The organism is Rosenbergiella sp. YN46 (assembly GCF_036620675.1).
Taxonomy (GTDB): Bacteria; Pseudomonadota; Gammaproteobacteria; order Enterobacterales; family Enterobacteriaceae; genus Jejubacter.
The window spans coordinates 154,263-174,706 of sequence record NZ_JAZHEE010000001.1 but is presented as its reverse complement, the minus strand read 5'-3'; the positions used below and the strand labels follow the sequence as shown (position 1 = coordinate 174,706).

The window sequence follows — 20,444 nt, the reverse complement described above, 5'->3', positions numbered from 1 at the left end:
ACTATGAGTGATTTTTCCCAGACAGTACCAGAACTGGTTGCCTGGGCCAGAAAAAACGACTTCTCCATCTCGCTGCCCGGCGACAGGCTGGCTTTTTTGCTGGCGATAGCCACGCTGAACGGCGAACGGTTGGATGGAGAACTGAGCGAAGGGGAGCTGGTAGACGCCTTCCGCCATGTCAGCGATGCGTATGGACAAAGCGGCGAAACTATCGCCCAGCGCGCCAATAACGCAATCAACGATATGGTGCGCCAGCGTCTGCTTAACCGTTTTACCAGCGAGCTGACGGAAGGCAATGCCATTTACCGTCTTACGCCGCTGGGCATCGGTATTACCGATTATTATATCCGCCAGCGCGAATTTTCGACCCTGCGCCTTTCGATGCAGCTTTCCGTGGTCGCGGGCGAGCTTAAGGGAGCGGCGGACGCCTCCGTGGAAGGAGGCGACGAGTTTCACTGGCATCGCAACGTCTTCGCGCCGCTGAAGTATTCGGTGGCGGAGATTTTCGACAGTATCGATCTGACCCAGCGGGTGATGGACGAACAGCAGCAGCAGGTGAAAGACGATATCGCCCAGCTGCTGAATAAGGACTGGCGCGCGGCCATTAGCAGCTGCGAACTTCTGCTGTCGGAAACTTCTGGCACGCTGCGTGAACTGCAGGACACCCTGGAAGCGGCCGGTGACAAACTGCAGGCTAACCTGCTGCAGATTCAGGAGGCCATTATCGGTCGCGAGGATCTGCACTTTGTCAGCCGCCTGGTCTATGAACTGCAGAGCAAGCTCGATCGCATCGTCAGTTGGGGGCAGCAGGCGATGGATTTGTGGATCGGCTATGACCGCCACGTACACAAATTTATCCGTACCGCCATCGATATGGACAAGAACCGGGTGTTCGCCCAGCGTCTGCGTCAGTCGGTACAGAACTATTTCGACGCCCCCTGGGCGTTGACCTATGCTTCTGCTGACCGCTTGTTTGATATGCGCGATGAAGAGATGGCGCTGCGCGACGAAGAGGTGACCGGCGAGCTGCCGGTGGATCTGGAGTTTGAAGAGTTTAACGAGATTCGCGAACAGCTGGCCGGTATGATCGAAGAGGCCTTGAAGGTCTACAAAGAGAAAAACGTGCCGCTGGATCTTAGCGTTGTAATGCGTGAGTATCTGGCGCAATATCCGCGCGCTCGCCACTTTGACGTGGCGCGTATTGTCGTCGACCAGGCCGTGCGCCTGGGCGTGGCAGAGGCAGATTTCCTCGGTATGCCAGCTCCGTGGCAGCCGATTAACGATTACGGAGCCAGGGTACAGGCGCATGTCATCGATAAATATTGAACAATTAATGCCAGTGAAGCTGGCGCAGGCGCTGGCGAATCCACTGTTTCCGGCTCTCGACAGCCAGTTACGCTCTGGTCGTCATATTGGGCTGGATGAGCTGGATAACCATGCTTTTTTAATGGATTTTCAGGAGCAGCTGGAAGAGTTTTACGCCCGCTATAACGTGGAGCTTATCCGTGCGCCGGAGGGCTTTTTCTATCTGCGTCCGCGTTCCACCACGCTGATTCCGCGTTCGGTGCTTTCCGAGCTGGACATGCTGGTGGGCAAGATCCTTTGCTACCTCTATCTCAGCCCGGAACGCCTGGCTAACGAAGGGATCTTTACCCAGCAGGAGCTCTACGATGAGCTGCTGGCACTGGCCGACGAGAGCAAACTGCTGAAGCTGGTGAACAACCGCTCCACGGGCTCAGATCTCGACCGTCAGAAGCTGCAGGAAAAGGTGCGCGCGTCACTGAACCGACTGCGTCGTCTCGGCATGGTCTGGTTTACCGGCCATGACAGCAGCAAATTCCGCATTATGGAGTCGGTCTTCCGATTCGGCGCCGATGTCCGCACCGGGGATGACCCGCGCGAGGCGCAGCTGCGCATTATCCGGGACGGCGAGGCGATGCCCGTTGAATCCCATCTGCAGCTGAATGACGACGACAGTGATGAAACTTCCCAGGATAACGTCGAGGATGACAATGATTGAACGCGGTAAATTTCGTTCGCTGACGCTGATTAACTGGAACGGTTTCTTCGCGCGTACCTTCGATCTGGATGCGCTGGTTACCACGCTGTCCGGGGGCAACGGTGCCGGTAAATCCACGACCATGGCGGCCTTCGTGACGGCGCTGATTCCCGATCTGACGCTGCTGCACTTTCGTAACACCACCGAGGCCGGAGCGACGTCCGGTTCGCGCGATAAGGGCCTGCACGGCAAGCTGCGCGCCGGTGTCTGCTATTCGGTGCTGGATGTGGTGAACTCACGCCATCAGCGCGTGGTGGTGGGGGTGCGTCTGCAGCAGATTGCCGGTCGCGATCGCAAGGTGGATATCAAGCCTTTCGCCATTCAGGGACTGCCGATGGCGATTCAGCCGACCCAACTGCTGACCGAAACGCTCAACGATCGTCAGGCGCGCGTGCTGACGCTTCAGGAGCTGCGGGACAAGATGGAAGCGATGGAGGGGGTGCAGTTCAAGCAGTTCAACTCCATTACCGATTACCACTCGCTGATGTTCGATCTTGGGGTGGTGGCGCGTCGTTTGCGCTCCGCGTCCGATCGCAGCAAGTACTACAAGCTGATCGAAGCCTCGCTCTACGGCGGGATCTCCAGCGCCATTACCCGCTCCCTGCGCGACTACCTGCTGCCGGAAAACGGCGGAGTGCGTAAAGCGTTTCAGGATATGGAAGCGGCGCTGCGCGAAAACCGCATGACCCTGGAGGCGATTCGCGTCACCCAGTCGGATCGCGATCTGTTTAAACACCTGATCTCCGAAGCTACCAATTACGTGGCGGCGGACTACATGCGTCATGCCAATGAGCGACGCATCCATCTGGATCAGGCGCTGGATCTGCGGCGTGAGCTCTATACCGGCCGCCAGCAGCTTGCTACCGAACAGTACAAACATGTCGAGATGGCCCGTGAGCTGGCGGAGCACGCCGGCGCCGAAGGGGATCTGGAAACCGACTATCAGGCGGCCAGCGATCACCTGAACCTGGTGCAGACGGCGCTGCGCCAGCAGGAAAAAATTGAACGCTATGAGGCGGATCTGGAAGAGTTGCAGATTCGTCTGGAAGAGCAGAGCGAGATTGTCGCTGAATCTCAGGAGATGCAGGAAGAGAACGAGGCCCGCACTGAGGCGGCGGAGCTGGAGGTAGACGAGCTGAAGAGCCAGCTTGCCGACTATCAGCAGGCCCTCGACGTACAGCAGACTCGCGCTATTCAGTATCAGCAGGCGCTCCAGGCGCTGGAGCGCGCCAGGGAGCTGTGTCATCTGCCGGATCTCGATCCTGACAGCGCCGCCGAATGGCAGGAAACTTTCCAGGCTCGCGAGCAGGAAGCCACGGAAAAGCTGCTGAATCTTGAGCAGAAGATGAGCGTCTCTCAGACCGCTCACAGCCAGTTCGAGGAGGCCTTCAGGCTGGTTGAATCCATTCATGGCCCGGTGAGCCGCGGCGAGGCCTGGTCTGTGGCGCGCGATCTGCTGCGCGATGCGTCCGAACAGCGTCACCAGGCGGAGCAGGCTCAGGGGCTGCGTATGCGCCTGAGCGAACTGGAACAGCGCCTGCGTGAACAGCAGGAGGCGGAACGCCTGCTGGCGGAATTCTGTAAACGCCAGGGGCGTGAGTATCAGCCCGATGAGCTGGAAGCGCTGCAGCAGGAGCTGGAAGCGCGTATTGCCGATCTGCAGGACAGCGTCAGCGAAGCCAGCGAACAGCGCATGAATCTGCGTCAGGAGCTGGAACAGCTGCAGGGGCGGATTCGTCTGCTGACCCAGCGTGCGCCAGTCTGGCTGGCGGCCCGTAACAGCCTGAACCAGATTAGCGAACAGAGTGGGGAAGAGTTCGCCAGCGGCGCGGAAGTGACCGGGTACCTTCAGCAACTGCTGGAACGCGAGCGCGAAGCGACGGTGGAGCGCGACGAAGTCGGCGCCCGCAAGCGCGCCGTGGATGAAGAGATCGAACGGCTGAGTCAGCCTGGCGGTGCCGATGACGGTCGGCTGAGCGTGCTGGCGGAGCGTTTCGGCGGGGTTCTGCTGTCGGAAATCTACGATGACGTCAGTCTGGAAGATGCACCGTACTTTTCGGCGCTCTACGGCCCGTCGCGCCACGCTATCGTCGTTCCGGATCTTTCGCAGATTCGCGAACAGCTCGACGCGCTGGAAGACTGTCCGGAAGATCTCTACCTGATAGAAGGGGATCCGCAGTCCTTCGACGATAGCGTCTTCGGCGCCGAAGAGCTGGAAGGGGCGGTGGTCGTGAAGGTGGCGGATCGCCAGTGGCGTTATTCCCGCTTTCCGGAAGTGCCGCTGTTTGGCCGTGCCGCGCGTGAAAACCGTATTGAATCACTGCACGCAGAGCGCGAAACGCTGGCGGAGCGCTACGCCACTCTGGCGTTCGACGTTCAGAAGACCCAGCGTCTGCATCAGGCCTTCAGTCGCTTTATCGGCCAGCACCTGTCGGTGGCTTTCGAGGACGATCCCGAAGCGGAAATTCGTCAGCTCAATAGCCGTAAAACTGAGATTGAGCGTGCGTTAAGCACCCATGAAAGTGACAACCAACAGCAGCAGGCGCAGTTTTCACTGGCGAAAGAGGGGGTGGCGCAGCTTAACCGTCTGTTGCCGCGTCTGAGTTTGCTGGAAGACGAAACTCTGGCCGACCGCTGCGATGAAATTCAGGAGCGTCTGGATGAAGCGCAGGAGGCCGTACGCTTTATTCAGCAGCATGGCAACCAACTGACGCGCCTGGAGCAGGTGGCGTCGGTATTGCAAAACGACCCCGAGCAGTTCGATCAGCTCAAGCAGGATTACCAGTACGCGCAGCAGGTGCAGCGCGAAGCGCGCCAGCAGGCCTTTGCGTTGACCGAAGTGGTGCAGCGTCGCGCCCACTTTAGCTACAGCGATTCGGCAGAGATGCTGAGCGGCAACAGCGATCTCAATGAGAAGCTGCGCCGTCGGCTGGAGCAGGCGGAGTCCGAGCGTACCCGAGCCCGTGAAGCGCTGCGCAGCCATGCCGCCCAGCTCAGCCAGTATCATCAGCTGCTGGCCTCGCTGAAGAGTTCGTTCGACACCAAACGCGAACTGCTGGCCGACCTCTATCGCGAACTGAAAGACATTGGCGTGCGTGCCGATGCCGGTTCGGAAGAGCGCGCCCGGATGCGTCGCGATGAGCTGCATACCGCGCTCAGCAACAACCGTGCCCGTCGCAATCAGCTGGAAAAACAGCTGACGTACTGCGAAGCGGAAATGGAAAACCTGACCCGCCGCCTGAAGCGTCAGGAGCGGGATTACCGCGAGAAGCGTGAGCAGGTGGTGAGCGCCAAAGCGGGCTGGTGCGCGGTGATGCGCATGGTCAAAGAGAACGGCGTCGAGAAGCGTTTGCACCGTCGCGAGCTGGCTTATCAGTCTGGCGACGATCTGCGTTCGATGTCGGATAAGGCGCTCGGCGCCCTGCGTCAGGCCGTGGCGGATAATGAGCATCTGCGTGACGTACTGCGGATGTCAGAAGATCCGAAACGGCCGGAGCGCAAGATTCAGTTCTTTGTCGCGGTTTACCAGCATCTGCGCGAGCGTATCCGCCAGGATATCATACGCACTGACGATCCGGTCGAGGCCATTGAACAGATGGAGATCGAACTGGGCCGCCTGACGGAAGAGCTGACCGCCCGTGAGCAGAAGCTGGCTATCAGCTCGCGCAGCGTGGCGAATATTATTCGTAAAACCATCCAGCGCGAACAGAACCGTATTCGGATGCTGAACCAGGGGCTGCAGAGCGTCTCCTTTGGCCAGGTGAATAGCGTGCGGCTCAACGTGAACGTGCGAGAGGCCCACGCCACGCTGCTGGAGGTGCTGTCCGCCGAGCATGAACAGCATCAGGATCTGTTTAACAGCAGTCGCCTGAGTTTTTCTGAAGCCCTGGCGAAGCTGTACCAGCGCCTGAACCCGCAGATCGATATGGGCAACCGTACGGCGCAAACCATCGGTGAAGAGCTGCTGGACTACCGTAACTATCTGGAGATGGAAGTAGAAGTCAACAGAGGCTCAGACGGCTGGCTGCGCGCCGAGAGCGGCGCGCTCTCTACCGGCGAAGCCATCGGTACCGGTATGTCGATCCTGGTGATGGTGGTGCAGTCCTGGGAAGAAGAGTCCCGCCGTCTACGCGGTAAAGATATCTCGCCGTGTCGTCTGCTGTTCCTTGATGAAGCGGCGCGTCTTGACGCCCGGTCCATCAACACCCTGTTCGAACTGTGCGAGCGTCTGGAGATGCAGCTGGTTATCGCGGCGCCGGAAAACATCAGTCCGGAGAAAGGTACTACCTATAAGCTGGTGCGTAAGGTGGTTCAGAACACCGAACACGTACACGTGGTGGGGCTACGCGGATTTGCCGCTACGCTGCCGGAGACGCTACCGCGCAGCGAGCCGATGGTAGCGGAGCCGGACGAGGACGACGAACCGGACGCTGACGCTTCCTGATCGCGGCTGAACAGAGGCCCTTCTCGCGAGGGGCCTCAGGTTGATGACAAAGAGGGAAAAAACGTGGTTTTTCCCTCTTTGTGGTTATCAGCCGAAAATCAATGAATTGATTTTCCGTGTTTATTTTTCTGGTAATTCTGGCCGAACGCGTTCGGCCCAGGTTTGTCATCAGTTTCAGGCCCTTCCGGTGAGGGGCCTCTTCTTTTCTTCCATTGACTTTGTGGTTTCGGGTCTTTAAATTTCTTTACATTTGGCGCTGCAAAGCCATTTTTCTCTTTATATACTGAGAGTAAGAGCCTGTCACTTTTGACGCAGAGGCAATTAATTAGGGGGCAAGGGATGTTGCTTATGAACTTTTTGGGGCGCCGACAGCTGGCTGCGGCCGTGGCGCTGGCTCTGGGGCTGATGCCGCTAACCGGCGCTCTGGCCGATGAACCCGCTGTGGTACCGGCCGATGGTAGTGAAACGACCCTGGAACATCCCGGTCTAATGCAGACCGCGCCGGCATCGCCGGCTATGGCTGCGCTGTACGGCAGCCAGCCAGCTCAGGCCGACACCTCGGCGGCCGATAATCGCGCCCGCCTGCAGTCCGTGCTGTCGTCCGGCTATACGCCGCTCTATTCCGACGCCCTGGCACAGCTTTACGTGGCGCGTGATATGAAACCCATGTGGGATAACGCTCAGGCGGTTCGTTCCTTTGAACAACAGCTGGCGGAAGTAGCGATGGCGGGCGTTCATCCGCGATTCAGCGCCTGGGTCGAAAAACTGACCGATCCTGAGGTTCAGGGAATGGATCGTGATGTGGTGCTTTCCGACGCGCTGCTGGGATATCTGTATTTTATCGCTTCTATGCCAGATCAGGGCAATCGTTGGTTATACAGCGAGAGCGCCTGGAAGATGTCGCTGCCGCCGCTGTCGGTGATTAACCAGTGGCAGCTGGCGGTCGATAGCGATCGCGTCGCGCCATTTGTGGAATCGCTGACGCCCCAGCATCCCTGGTACAGCGAGATGCATCAATCACTGCGTCGGCTGCTGGAAGATAAGCGCCCGTGGCCACAGTTAAGCGATAGCAGAACGCTGCGCCCCGGCGAATTGAGCCGCGATGTTCCGGCGCTGCGCCAGATTCTGCGTAACTCAGGGATGCTGGACGAGGGCGGGGCGGTGAGCTCTTCCCGACCTTCTGACGCCAGTCAGTCCTACGACAGGCAACTGGTGGCGGCGGTGAAGCGATTCCAGGTATGGCAGGGGCTGGGTGCGGATGGCGTCATCGGGCCGTCGACGCGTTACTGGCTTAACGTTACGCCGCGCCAGCGCGCCAGCCTGCTGGCATTGAATATTCAGCGGCTGCGCCTGCTGCCTGCGGAAACCCGTACCGGCATTCTGGTCAATATTCCCGATTACTCGCTGGTTTATTATCTGGACGGTAATCTGGCGCTGGCATCAAAGGTGATTGTCGGGCGTCCCGACCGCAGGACGCCGATGATGAGCAGCGCGCTGAATAACGTGGTGGTAAATCCGCCGTGGAACGTGCCGATGAGCATGGCGCGCAAAGATATCCTGCCAAAGGTCTGGCGCGATCCCGGCTATCTCGATCGCCATAACTACAAGGTGCTGAGGGGCTGGAACAGTAACGCTGCGATTAACCCCTGGCAGGTGGACTGGGCGACGATTACCCCATCGAATCTGCCATTCCGCTTCCAGCAGGCGCCGGGGCCGCGTAATGCATTAGGCCGCTATAAGTTCAATATGCCAAGCTCGGATGCCATCTATTTGCATGATACGCCGAATCACTCGCTGTTTAACAAGAGCGAGCGGGCGCTGAGTTCAGGATGCGTCAGGGTCAATAAGGCTTCTGAGCTGGCTGGAATGCTATTGCAGGACGCCGGCTGGAATCAGGCGCGCGTCTCTTCTGCGCTGCAGGAAGGGAATACTCGTTACGTGAATATCCGTCAGCGCATTCCGGTAAATCTTTACTATCTGACCGCTTTTGTCGATAACGATGGACGGACCGCGTTTCGAACAGATATTTACAATTACGATCTCACTGCGCGATCGGGCGCACAAATCCTGGCAAAAGCGCAAAAGCTCATCCAGTAAATGCAGTAATTCTAATAAATTAACTGTCGTAAACTTATGTCATTCGCGGGCTCGAATCGCTACAGAGCCCGCAGGACATGGGCTGGCGCTATCTTGACGTCTTAAGTTTTGGCGGTTAAGGTGCGTCTGAATGCGCTAGAAGTGCATATTTATTGTTCCATTTTTATTTTTACCTGTAGACCCGGATATCATGGATAAATTCGACGCTAACCGCCGCAAATTGCTGGCGTTGGGGGGGGCTGCCCTGGGTGTAGCCATCTTGCCGACCTCTGCATTTGCCACACTCTCTACGCCGCGTCCGCGCATCCTGACCATGAACAATCTCCACACCGGAGAAACGATCAAAGCCGAATTTTTCGACGGCAGACACTACATTCAGGATGAGCTGAGTCGCTTAAACCATTTCTTCCGCGATTTTCGCGCCAACAAAGTCAAAATGATTGACCCCGGACTGTTTGACCAGCTCTATCGCCTTCAGGGGATGCTGGGCACCAGTAAACCGGTGCAGTTAATTTCCGGTTATCGTTCACCTGTGACCAATAACCGTTTGCGTGCCCGCAGTTCGGGCGTGGCGAAGCACAGTTACCACACCAAAGGCCAGGCGATGGATTTCCACATCGAAGGCATTTCGTTAAGCAATATCCGCAAAGCCGCGTTATCTATGCGCGCCGGTGGTGTAGGATACTACCCACGTAGCAACTTTGTGCATATTGATACCGGGCCGGTAAGGCACTGGTAATTAACGAAAGGCCCGGTAACGGGCACAATGGGAGCGGTATGAACTATCACATTATTCCGGTTACGGCGTTCTCTCAGAACTGTTCGCTGATATGGTGTCCTGAAACCCGACTGGCGGCGCTGGTGGACCCAGGCGGCGATGCCGGGCGCATCAAGGAAGAGGTGGTCGCGAAGGGCGTTTCGGTCACTCAGATCCTGCTGACACACGGTCATCTTGACCATGTGGGCGCTGCGGCGGAGCTGGCGGCGCACTATGGGGTGCCGGTCATCGGCCCTCAGAAAGAGGACGAGTTCTGGCTTCAGGGGCTGCCGCAGCAGAGTCGCATGTTCGGGCTTGATGAGTGTCAACCGCTGACGCCCGATCGCTGGCTGGAAGAAGGAGATACCGTTGCCGTGGGTAAGGTTACGCTTCAGGTTCTGCACTGCCCGGGGCATACCCCAGGCCATATCGTCTTTTTCGATGCGGCTTCGCGCAGGCTTATCTCCGGCGATGTGATCTTTAAAGGGGGCGTTGGGCGCAGTGACTTCCCGCGTGGCGACCACAGCCAGTTGATCGCTTCTATTTGTAATAAGCTGCTGCCGCTGGGGGATGATGTTACTTTTATTCCCGGCCATGGCCCGCTCTCGACGCTCGGAGAAGAGCGACTGCACAATCCGTTTTTGCAGGGGCTCTGATCCCGGGGAACGCTGCCCACGACGGCAGGTTATCTCGCTGAATAAAAAACGCCCCGGCAGCAAAGCGGCCGGGGCGTTTTTTTATGACGGGCGATTACAGCACGGCTACGATGGCCTCGCACAGCGGCGCCATATTGTCGGGAGTCATACCAGCAACGTTAACGCGCCCGGAGGCGACGGCATAGATGGCGAACTCTTCGCGCAGGCGCAGTACCTGATCTTTGGTCAGACCGCTAAACGAAAACATGCCGTTCTGACGGGTGATAAAGCTGAAGTCGCGATTGGCTCCTTTTTCCTGCAGGGTGTTAACGAACAGCTGCCGCATACGCTGGATACGCTGACGCATATCGGTTAGCTCCTGCTCCCAGATAGCGCGCAGCGCGTCGTTGCTGAGGATGGTTGCCACAACGGATGCGCCATGAGCCGGCGGGTTGGAATAGTTGGCGCGAATGCAGGACTTCATCTGGCTGAACGCGCGATCGGCCTGATCGCTGTCTGCCGCGACCAGCGTACAGGCGCCGACGCGCTCATTATAGAGACCGAAGTTTTTAGAGTAAGAACTGGCGACGATCAGCTCCTGATGAAGGGCAGCAAAGGCGCGCAGGCCTTCTGCATCCTCTTCCAGACCGCGGGCAAAGCCCTGGTAGGCGAAGTCGAACAGCGGCAGCCAGCCTTTTTCCTGTGACAGCTTCGCCAGCTCTTCCCACTGTGATAGCGTCGGATCGATACCGGTGGGGTTGTGGCAGCAGCCGTGGAACAGTACGACATCACCTTTTTCTGCGTTCTGCAGGCTGGCCAGCAGGCCGTTGAAATCAAGGGTATGGTTTTGCGCGTCGTAGTATGCGTATTCGCACACTTCAAGACCGGCGGAGCTGAAAACGCCTTTATGGTTAGGCCAACTGGGATTGCTGACCCAAATGCGCTTGACGCTGGTGTTTTTCGCCAGGAAATCGGCGGCCACGCGCAGGGCACCGGTTCCACCCGGCGTCTGGGCCGTGCGGCCGCGTTTAGCGTCGATAATCGCGCTTCCCTTACCAAACAGCAGCTCCTGGGTGCAGCGTCCAAATTCCGGGATGCCGTCAATCCCCAGGTAGTTTTTGGTGGTTTCATTCTCCAGCAGATACTGTTCTGCTTTCTTCACGCTGGTCAGAATGGGCGTTTTACCTGTTTCGTCCTTATATACCCCAATACCGAGGTTGATTTTGTTCGGGCGATCGTCGGTACGAAAAAGTTCGGCCAGTCCAAGAATGGGATCGGCTGGGGCTGCGGTTATGTTTTCAAACATGACGAGGTTCCATTGGTATCAGAAGGGAATTCGTTATCAGGTTAACGGCTGATCAACAAAATGCCAACCGTTAGCAGGAAAAAGAGCGGCGGACATCAAACTCTGTGACAAATGGTTCCAGCCCATAAAAAAACAGGGCCGAGGCCCTGTTCAAAATGAGGTGGTTACGTCTGTTGTTGGTTTTATATCCGAACTGCTTTTAGAACTGGTAAGCAACGCCCAGCATGTACTGGTTGTCGGTACCGACGAAGCTGCCGTAAGTACGGGTGAAGTCGTTTTCATCCAGCAGGTTGATACGATAGTCACCGTATACGCTGAAGTTCTTGTTGAAGTAGTAGGAGGCGCCTACGGTTACGTATTCAGCCAGATCGGCATCGGTGTAGCCGTTGGCACCAACCGGCAGATCCTTACCCTTGCTCTTCACGTAAGAAACGGACGGACGCAGACCAAAGTCGAACTGGTACTGAGCAATCAGCTCATAGTTCTGAGTCTTGTTGATGAACGTGCTGTTAGCACCTTTGGACAGGTAGTTCATATTACGGGTTTCGGAATAGACGGCCGCCAGGTAGATATTGTTGGCGTCATACTTCAGACCGGTTGCCCAGGATTCTGCGTTGTCGCCCAGACCGTCGGCAGACTGTTTGGTAGAACGATCGGACTTGCTGTAGGCACCGATAATGCCGAAACCTTCGTAGTCATAACCCAGGGAGAAGCCGAAACCGTCGCCATTCTGGTTCTTGATGTTATCGTGCTCGTTCTTGCCCTGGTACTGAATGCCGAAGTGCAGGCCGTCAACCAGACCGAAGAAGTTATTGTTACGGTAGGTCAGTACGCCTGCGGTACGGTTGGTCATATAGGTGTCGGTGCTGCCTGCCCAGGTTTCGCCGGAGTAGGACGGAGACATATCGGTCCAGGCTTCTACGTCGTAGACGATACCGTAGTTACGACCATAGTCCAGAGAGCCGTAGTCACCAACACGCAGACCGGCATAGGCCAGACGCGTTTTATTGGTCTGCTCGCCTTCCGGCTCATTGGCGTACATACGGTATTCCCACTGGCCGTAACCGGTCAGCATATCATTGATCTGCGTTTCCCCTTTGAAACCCAGCTGAGCATAGGTGCCGTCATTGCTGTCGTTGCTGGAATTATTCGTCCACTTATGCTCGGCGGCGACTTTACCGTACAGATCCAGTTTGTTGCCGTCTTTATTATAGATTTCTGCTGCGTTAGCCGCACCTGCTGCTAACAGGGCAGGGATAACCACTGCAAGGAGATTACGCTTCATCATTATTTATTACCCTCATTGGTGTTTTTTATGGACACCTGCCACTGCCGTCAACAATTCCGTACAGAATTATTGATGAGAGATTTGGTGTCTTTCTGTGTCTGGAAAGCATATTTCCATCGGGGGTACCGTTTCGCTAGTTTGAATGTGCTACCAATATCAATAAAGAGTATCTAGTAGATACTGTGTGTAACAAAATGTGTATTTTTGGGAACTTTGTGAAGCGATTCAAAATTCTGGCATAACACTGGTGTACAACAGGATTTTTGTTTTTATATTTTTGATTATATTGCTTTTTTATGGGTTTTTGGGTGATGGATTTCTGTTTTTCTCAGACGATTGTTTGTCAGTATGAGTCACTTCCTGAGCCTGTCGCGCTGTTGCATTTTAAGCTATGTGTGCTACCTGATTGTTGCCGTTGAGGGACGCTATATTAACCAAATGTGGTAAATATGTTTTCATTGATGAAATATTTAGTAACTGATGGCGATGGTAAGGGGCTTGAAAATTGTGTGATGTTGTGAGCAATTAGACCGGTTGGTTAGTGCTTAGGATTGACTCTGGTCAATAAAAAGGCCGGCATAAGCCGGCCTGAGATTATCAGTAGTGGTGACAATCAGAAGTTAGCGTTACGCGGCGTACGGGGGAAGGGGATCACGTCACGTACGTTCTGAACGCCGGTGACATAGGCGATCAGACGCTCAAAGCCCAGGCCAAAACCGGCATGTGGCACGGTACCGTAGCGACGCAGGTCGCGATACCACCAGTAGTCCTCTTTATTGAGGCCCATCTCCTCCATGCGGGCATCCAGCACATCAAGGCGCTCTTCTCGCTGGGAACCGCCGATGATTTCGCCAATACCCGGCGCCAGCACGTCCATTGCGGCAACGGTCTTACCGTCGTCGTTCATACGCATATAAAATGCTTTGATGTCTTTCGGGTAGTTTTTTACCACCACCGGCGCCCTGAAGTGTTTTTCGGCCAGATAGCGTTCGTGTTCAGAGGCCAGATCCACGCCCCAGTACACCGGATTTTCGAATTTTTCGCCGCATTTTTCCAGAATGGCGACGGCATCGGTGTAGTCAACCTGCGCAAAGTCGGCAGCGACGAAGCGTTCCAGACGCTCGATCGCTTCTTTATCCACACGCTGAGCGAAGAATTCCATATCGTCACGGCGCTCTTCCAGTACCGCCTTAAAGACGTACTTCAGCATGGCCTCTGCGAGCGATGCCGCATCGTCCAGACTGGCGAAAGCCACTTCCGGTTCCAGCATCCAGAATTCAGCAAGGTGGCGGCTGGTGTTCGAGTTTTCGGCGCGGAAAGTCGGGCCGAAGGTGTAGATTTTCGACAGCGCGCAGGCGTAGGTTTCACCGTTTAGCTGCCCGGAAACTGTCAGGAAGGCCTCTTTGCCGAAGAAGTCCTTGTCGTAGTCGATCTTGCCCCGATCGTTGCGCGGCAGGTTTTCCATATCCAGCGTGGAAACCCGGAACATCTCGCCGGCGCCTTCGGTATCAGAAGCGGTAATGAGCGGAGTCGAAACCCAAAAGAAGCCCTGCTCATCAAAAAAGCGGTGCAGCGCCTGTGCCAGAGTATGGCGAACGCGGGCCACAGCGCCAATCAGGTTGGTGCGCGGACGCAGGTGTGCCACTTCACGCAGATATTCGATGCTGTGACGCTTGGCGGCCATGGGGTAGCTGTCGGGATCCTCAACCCAGCCTACGACGTCGACGCGGCTTGCCTGTAGCTCGAAGCTCTGCCCCTGGCCCGGCGAGGCCACCACGGTGCCGGTTACGATAACGGAGCAACCGGTAGTCAGACGCAGTACTTCGCTTTCGTAATTCGGCAGAGAATGATTTATGACGGCCTGTACAGGATCAAAGCAGGAGCCGTCATAAACGGCGAGGAAGGAGATACCAGCTTTTGAATCTCGACGTGTCCGTACCCATCCGCGCACGGTGACTTCACTGTCAACGGCGACGCGGCCCTGGAGTACGTCGGCTACAGGCACAACGCTCATAGTTTTCTCTCTAATTTGGTGGTCAATAACAATAAGTTTGCCCCTGATACAGGGGGGTTATCTATGTTACCTGTTGGAGCTTGCCAGACAAGCAGAAATCACGAGGGCGGCGATAAAATCGCGTAAAAGCAGGGGCGGGGGCCCCTGCTTTTACAGAACTAACTGGCTTTGCGTACCCGGGGAAGGTCGAAAGCTTTACGCAACGCGCGAACGAAGGCTTTATCTTCGCAGATGGTTTTTCCGGGGCTGTCGGAAAGCTTGGCAACCGGTTTACCGTTGCATTCCACCAGTTTAATCACGATATTCAGCGGCTTCACGTCGGGAATATCGCAGGTCAGCCGGGTGCCGATGCCAAACCCTAACTGAACCCGGGAGGCGAAGTGGCGATACAGTCCGACGGCCTTCTCAAGATCGAGGTTGTCGGAAAAGATCAGCGTTTTGCTCATGGGATCGATACCCAGTTTTTCATAGTGGGCGATAGCCTTTTCGCCCCACTGAACCGGATCGCCGGAGTCGTGACGCAGCCCCTGGTATTGGGTGGCGAACTCATGGCCAAAATCACGCAGGAAGGCATCCATGGTGATGCAGTCAGTCAGAGCAATCCCCAGACGATCGGGATATTCGTCCAGCCAGGCCTGCAATGCCGCGCGCTGGCTGTTGGCCAGATCGGGGCTGATTTGCTGATGCGCCTGGAACCATTCGTGAGCCTGAGTGCCCATTGGCGTTAGCCGCAGACGGCGGGCCAGATCGTAGTTGCTGGTGCCGATAAACCACGGCTCCTGCTGCAGGCGTTCGACAATGGCCTGCTGCACTTCGCGGGAAAAGCGGCGCCGGGTGCCAAAATCCATCAGCCGGAACTGGCTCATGTCCAGGGATTCGGTCAGTTGCGAAAAGTCGCGCAGCTTATTTTCCAGGTGGTCGAGCGCCATAGAAACGGTGATTTCCGGTGAACGGAAGCGGTGCACCACCTCGCTTATCACCGCCAGCAGCGGCACTTCCCACATGATGACTTCGCGCCAGGGGCCCTGCAGGCGAATATCCAGTTTGCCGTTCTGATTGTGGATTTCCACCTGTTCCGGGTCGTAGCGAAAATCGCGCAGCCACGCCAGGTAGTCGCTTTTAAAAAAGGGCAGCCCGGAAAGCCAGTTAAACTCGTCATCCGTCAGGGCGAGATGCTGCATGGCGTCGACCTGCTCGCGAATGGCATCAGCGTAGATGCCCAGCAGATCGTCACCCCGGCAGCGAAACTCCGCAGCGACATCGACATCATAGTAGTGGTGAAAGACCGCCTGCTGCATATGAAGCTTGTAGGCATCAGTATCCAGCAGCGTTTGCAATATCGGGGAAGCGTATCGTGTCATGGCGCGTAGCGGCATCCTCTCACAGGAAGCGTTTCCATCTATGGCTTGGTCAGATAAAGACGCAGGAGTATACCCTGATTATCGTTTTATTGAACCAGAATCACAACACAACCACCGCATCGGGTCGAGGGCAATTTGTGCCGCGTGTTGCGTAAATGTATAAACCTGGTGCGGGCGATGCGCAACTGAGCGATTCGCCATGGCAACATCCGCGCAACAGGAATAGACTGAGGCGGGATAACTTACGGACGATGCAAAAGGTTTTTTATGACTCAACAGCTACAAGCCAAATATCGCCATGATTACCAGGCGCCGGAATTTTCGATTACAGATATCGACCTGACCTTTGAACTGGATGCCGAAAAAACCCGGGTGACCGCCGTAAGTCAGGTTCAGCGCCAGGGCAGCCATCGCTCGCCGCTGCGTCTGGATGGCGAAGATCTGACCCTGATTGAGCTGCAGGTAGATGGCAACGCCTGGCAGGATTATGCGCTGGAGTCAGGGGCGCTGGTTATCAACAATTTGCCGGATCGCTTTACGCTGACGGTGGTTAACGAAATTAGCCCGGCGGCCAATACCGCTCTGGAAGGGCTCTATCAGTCCGGCGAGGCGCTCTGTACCCAGTGCGAAGCTGAAGGCTTCCGCCATATTACCTGGTATCTGGACAGGCCGGATGTTCTGGCGCGATTTACCACTAAAATTATCGCCGATAAAGCCAGCTATCCCTTCCTGCTGTCTAATGGCAACCGCGTGGATCAGGGGGAACTGGATGGCGGGCGCCATTGGGTTCAGTGGCAGGACCCTTTCCCGAAACCCTGCTATCTGTTCGCGCTGGTCGCTGGCGACTTCGACGTGCTGCGCGATAGCTTTACCACCCGCTCTGGCCGTGAAGTGGCGCTGGAACTCTATGTCGATCGCGGCAACCTCGATCGCGCCGACTGGGCGATGACCTCGCTGAAAAACTCCATGAAGTGGGACGAAACCCGTTTCGGCCTGGAGTACGACCTCGACATCTATATGATCGTGGCGGTGGACTTCTTTAATATGGGCGCGATGGAAAATAAAGGTCTGAACGTCTTTAACTCCAAGTACGTGCTGGCCCGGGCGGAAACCGCTACCGATAAGGATTACCTGAACATCGAGCGGGTGATCGGCCATGAATACTTCCATAACTGGACCGGTAACCGCGTGACCTGCCGCGACTGGTTCCAGCTCAGCCTGAAAGAGGGACTGACGGTGTTCCGCGACCAGGAATTCAGTTCCGATCTGGGCTCGCGGGCCGTTAATCGTATCAGCAACGTGCGTACCATGCGCGGTATGCAGTTCGCTGAAGATGCCAGCCCGATGGCGCATCCGATCCGTCCGGAAAAAGTGGTGGAGATGAATAACTTCTATACCCTGACCGTCTACGAGAAAGGGGCAGAGGTGATTCGTATGCTGCACACCCTGCTGGGGGAAGCAAACTTCCAGAAAGGAATGCAGCTCTATTTCGAACGCCATGACGGCAGCGCCGCGACCTGCGACGATTTTGTGCAGGCGATGGAGGATGCTTCCAATATCGATCTCTCTCATTTCCGCCGCTGGTATAGCCAGTCCGGTACGCCGGTCGTCACCGTGCACGATGACTATAATCCGGAAACCGAAGAGTACCGGCTGACTATTAAGCAGCATACGCCGCCCACTGCGGATCAGCAGGATAAGCAGCCGCTGCATATTCCGTTCGATATCGAACTGTACGATGGCGAAGGCAAGGTGATTGCGCTGCAGCATAATGGCCATCCGGTACACCACGTACTGAATGTGACTCAGGCGGAGCAGACCTTCGTCTTCGATAATGTTTATTTCCAGCCGGTTCCGTCGCTGCTGCGTGAATTTTCCGCGCCGGTGAAGCTGGAATATAAATGGAGCGATAGCCAGCTTACCTTCCTGATGCGCCATGCCCGCAACGATTTTTCACGCTGGGATGCGGCTCAGAGCCTGCTGGCCAATGTGATTAAGCTTAACGTGGCGCGCCACCAGCAGGGGCAGCCGCTTTCGGTACCGCAGCATATCGCCGATGCCTTCCGCGCCGTGCTGCTGGATGAGAAGATCGACCCGGCGCTGGCGGCGGAGATTATGACGTTGCCGTCCCAGAACGAGATGGCGGAGCTGTTTACCACCATCGATCCGGGCGCGATTGCCGCAGTGCATGAGTCTTTGACCCGGGTACTGGCCAACGAACTGGCGGACGAGCTGCTGGCAATATATAACGCCATGGCGCTGAAGCAGTATCGCGTCGATCACGATGATATCGGCAAGCGGGCGCTGCGTAACGTCTGCCTGCACTATCTGGCTTTTGGCGAACCGGAACTGGCGGAAAAACGGGTAATTGCCCAGTACCATGCCGACAATATGACCGACTCGCTGGCGGCGTTGTCCGCGGCGGTAGCGGCACAGTTGCCGTGCCGTGAGCGTCTGCTGGCGGAGTACGACGACAAGTGGCATAACGACGGTCTGGTGATGGATAAGTGGTTTATTCTACAGGCCACCAGCCCTGCGGACGATGTGCTGAAGCAGGTACGCGCGCTGCTGAACCACCGCAGCTTCTCAATGGGCAACCCCAACCGGATCCGCTCCCTGATTGGCGCTTTCGTCAGCGGCAATCCGGCGGCGTTTCACGCGCAGGATGGCAGCGGATACCGGTTCCTGGTCGAGATGCTGACCGAGCTCAACAGCCGTAATCCACAGGTGGCGTCGCGCCTGATTGAGCCGCTGATCCGCTTTAAGCGTTATGACAGCGGCCGTCAGGGGCTGATGCGCAGCGCGCTGGAACAGCTGCAGGGGCTGGAGAATCTGTCCCGGGATCTCGGCGAGAAGATCGACAAGGCGCTGGCCTGATCGTCAGACAGAGGGAGGGAACCGATGGCTCCCTCCCTCTCTTTTACTGCCCGGCGCGGCGGCGCGTCGGTTTTTCTTCTTCCTTATGCCCCCGGGCCATCACCCGATCCAGTACCCGGGTTTCCAGCTCCGCCAGGGGCGGCGAACCGTGGCGGCGTGGGCGCGGCACGTCGATAGTCAGATCCATCCCGATCCTGCCATGCTCGATCAGCAGTACCCTGTCGGCCATAGCGACCGCTTCGCTGACGTCGTGGGTCACCAGCAGAACGGTAAAACCGTGTTCCAGCCACAGCGTTTCGATGAGTCCCTGCATTTCGATACGGGTCAGGGCGTCCAGCGCACCCAACGGCTCGTCCAGCAACAGCAGCGCCGGACGATGGATCAGCGCCCGGGCCAGCGCCACTCGCTGTTTCTGGCCGCCGGACAGGGCGGCAGGCCATTCGGTGGCGCGGCTCTCCAGCCCTACCGCCGCCAGCGCCTCCCGGGCGGCTGGCCGCCAGTCTCCCTTCAACCCCAGCCCGACGTTATCAATAACCGATTTCCAGGGCAGCAGCCTGGCATCCTGAAACATCAGGCGGGTCTCTTCCCGCGCTGCGCTAAGCGGGCCGTTGCCTGCCAGCAGCTCGCCGGCGCTGGCGGATTCCAGCCCGGCCAGCAGGCGCAGCAGGGTGCTTTTACCACCGCCGCTACGGCCCACCACGGCCACGAACTGGCCAGCGGGAATGTGAAGATCCAGATCGTTAAGTACCGGGTTATCGGCATAGCGTTTAGCGACGCCGTTCAACAGCAGCGGTAGTCCCTGATTCAGGCGAGCGGTATTCATGGTGCCTCCTGTCTGGTGATATATGCTGGATTCCAGCGCAGCCAGATGCGCTCCAGCAGTCGGGCGCTGACATCCGCCAGTTTGCCGAGCAGCGCGTACAGAATGATGGCAACCACCACCACATCCGTTTGCAGAAACTCCCGGGCGTTCATGGCCAGATAACCGATACCGGCGCTGGCGGAGATAGTTTCCGCCACAATCAACGTCAGCCACATCAGCCCCAGCGCAAAGCGCACGCCCACCATAATTGAAGGCAGGGCGCCCGGCAGAATCACCTGACTGAACAGGCTGAAACCGGAAAGGCCGTAGCTGCGCGCCATCTCCAGCAGGCCGCGGTCGATATTGCGGATGCCGTGCCAGGTATTGATATAGATGGGAAACATTGTGCCCAGCGCCACCAGGAATATCCTGGCGGTTTCGTCGATGCCGAACCACAGGATCACCAGCGGAATCAGGGCCAGATGCGGCACATTGCGTAGCATCTGAATGGAACTGTCCAGCAGGCGTTCGCCGGTGCGGGACAGGCCGCTTATCAGACCCAGCGCCAGACCCAACCCGCCGCCAATGGTAAAGCCGAGCAGCGCCCGCCAGCAGCTGATGGCCAGGCTATTCCACAATTCGCCGCTGACGCACAGTTGCCAGAAGGCGTTCACCACGCCTTCCGGTGAAGGAAAGACGCGAGTGCTTAGCCAGCCGCTGGCGGAGGCTATCTGCCAGGCGAGCAGTAACATCAGTGGCAGTATCCAGGGCAGTATCCCGTTGAGTCGGCTTTTTTTGTCCATC

General features: G+C 57.0%; 13 protein-coding genes. 7 read left to right on the top strand and 6 right to left on the bottom strand.

The features are described from left to right. The first annotated feature begins 3 nt into the window (after nucleotides 1-3). The 6 genes from mukF to V3W49_RS00815 all read left to right on the top strand — a co-directional run bounded on the left by mukF (nucleotide 4) and on the right by V3W49_RS00815 (nucleotide 10,013). Nucleotides 4-1,326 carry a chromosome partition protein MukF gene (mukF, locus tag V3W49_RS00840; protein ID WP_500143035.1) on the top strand — a complete coding sequence of 441 codons (1,323 nt, stop codon included), beginning with the start codon at nucleotides 4-6 and terminating at the stop codon, nucleotides 1,324-1,326. Beyond that, a complete protein-coding gene (gene mukE / locus V3W49_RS00835) occupies nucleotides 1,307-2,020 on the top strand; it encodes a chromosome partition protein MukE (RefSeq protein ID WP_500143034.1) in 714 nt (237 codons plus the stop codon). Before mukF ends, mukE begins: the two co-directional genes overlap by 20 nt. Further along, the gene (mukB, locus tag V3W49_RS00830; protein ID WP_500143254.1) at nucleotides 2,013-6,503 is read left to right on the top strand and encodes a chromosome partition protein MukB; all 4,491 of its coding nucleotides are present in this window, start codon (nucleotides 2,013-2,015) and stop codon (nucleotides 6,501-6,503) included. The genes mukE and mukB overlap by 8 nt, the downstream gene beginning before the upstream one ends. A 339-nt stretch (nucleotides 6,504-6,842) precedes the next feature. Beyond that, nucleotides 6,843-8,600, top strand: coding sequence for a L,D-transpeptidase (gene ldtD, locus V3W49_RS00825; RefSeq protein ID WP_500143033.1), 1,758 nt, complete (start codon nucleotides 6,843-6,845; stop codon nucleotides 8,598-8,600). A 190-nt stretch (nucleotides 8,601-8,790) separates the two neighbouring features. Then, entirely contained in the window at nucleotides 8,791-9,339 is a 549-nt protein-coding gene (mepK, locus tag V3W49_RS00820; RefSeq protein WP_500143032.1) for a peptidoglycan L,D-endopeptidase MepK, read from the top strand. A gap of 38 nt (nucleotides 9,340-9,377) precedes the next feature. Then, nucleotides 9,378-10,013 carry an MBL fold metallo-hydrolase gene (locus V3W49_RS00815; RefSeq protein ID WP_500143030.1) on the top strand — a complete coding sequence of 212 codons (636 nt, stop codon included), beginning with the start codon at nucleotides 9,378-9,380 and terminating at the stop codon, nucleotides 10,011-10,013. Nucleotides 10,014-10,107: 94 nt separating this feature from the next. On the opposite strand, the gene V3W49_RS00810 is transcribed toward V3W49_RS00815, so the two are convergent. The 4 genes from V3W49_RS00810 to pncB all read right to left on the bottom strand — a co-directional run bounded on the left by V3W49_RS00810 (nucleotide 10,108) and on the right by pncB (nucleotide 15,961). Further along, nucleotides 10,108-11,298, bottom strand: coding sequence for an amino acid aminotransferase (locus V3W49_RS00810; RefSeq protein WP_500143029.1), 1,191 nt, complete (start codon nucleotides 11,296-11,298; stop codon nucleotides 10,108-10,110). Nucleotides 11,299-11,497: 199 nt separating this feature from the next. After that, on the bottom strand, nucleotides 11,498-12,586 hold the full coding sequence (locus tag V3W49_RS00805) for a porin (RefSeq protein ID WP_500143028.1): 1,089 nt from the start codon (nucleotides 12,584-12,586) through the stop codon (nucleotides 11,498-11,500). A 613-nt stretch (nucleotides 12,587-13,199) separates the two neighbouring features. Next, entirely contained in the window at nucleotides 13,200-14,600 is a 1,401-nt protein-coding gene (gene asnS / locus V3W49_RS00800; RefSeq protein ID WP_500143027.1) for an asparagine--tRNA ligase, read from the bottom strand. A gap of 158 nt (nucleotides 14,601-14,758) precedes the next feature. After that, nucleotides 14,759-15,961 (bottom strand): nicotinate phosphoribosyltransferase, encoded by a 1,203-nt coding sequence (gene pncB / locus V3W49_RS00795; RefSeq protein ID WP_500143025.1) that lies wholly within the window; start codon nucleotides 15,959-15,961, stop codon nucleotides 14,759-14,761. Between the two features lie 267 nt (nucleotides 15,962-16,228). On the opposite strand from pncB, the gene pepN reads away from it, so the two are divergent. Further along, the gene (gene pepN / locus V3W49_RS00790; protein ID WP_500143024.1) at nucleotides 16,229-18,838 is read left to right on the top strand and encodes an aminopeptidase N; all 2,610 of its coding nucleotides are present in this window, start codon (nucleotides 16,229-16,231) and stop codon (nucleotides 18,836-18,838) included. Nucleotides 18,839-18,881: 43 nt separating this feature from the next. Here pepN and ssuB read toward each other — a convergent pair whose 3' ends face one another. Both ssuB and ssuC read right to left on the bottom strand, forming a co-directional pair. Further along, nucleotides 18,882-19,661, bottom strand: coding sequence for an aliphatic sulfonates ABC transporter ATP-binding protein (gene ssuB, locus V3W49_RS00785; protein ID WP_500143023.1), 780 nt, complete (start codon nucleotides 19,659-19,661; stop codon nucleotides 18,882-18,884). Further along, nucleotides 19,658-20,443 (bottom strand): aliphatic sulfonate ABC transporter permease SsuC, encoded by a 786-nt coding sequence (gene ssuC / locus V3W49_RS00780; RefSeq protein WP_500143021.1) that lies wholly within the window; start codon nucleotides 20,441-20,443, stop codon nucleotides 19,658-19,660. The genes ssuB and ssuC overlap by 4 nt, the downstream gene beginning before the upstream one ends. Between the last annotated feature and the right edge of the window lies 1 nt (nucleotide 20,444).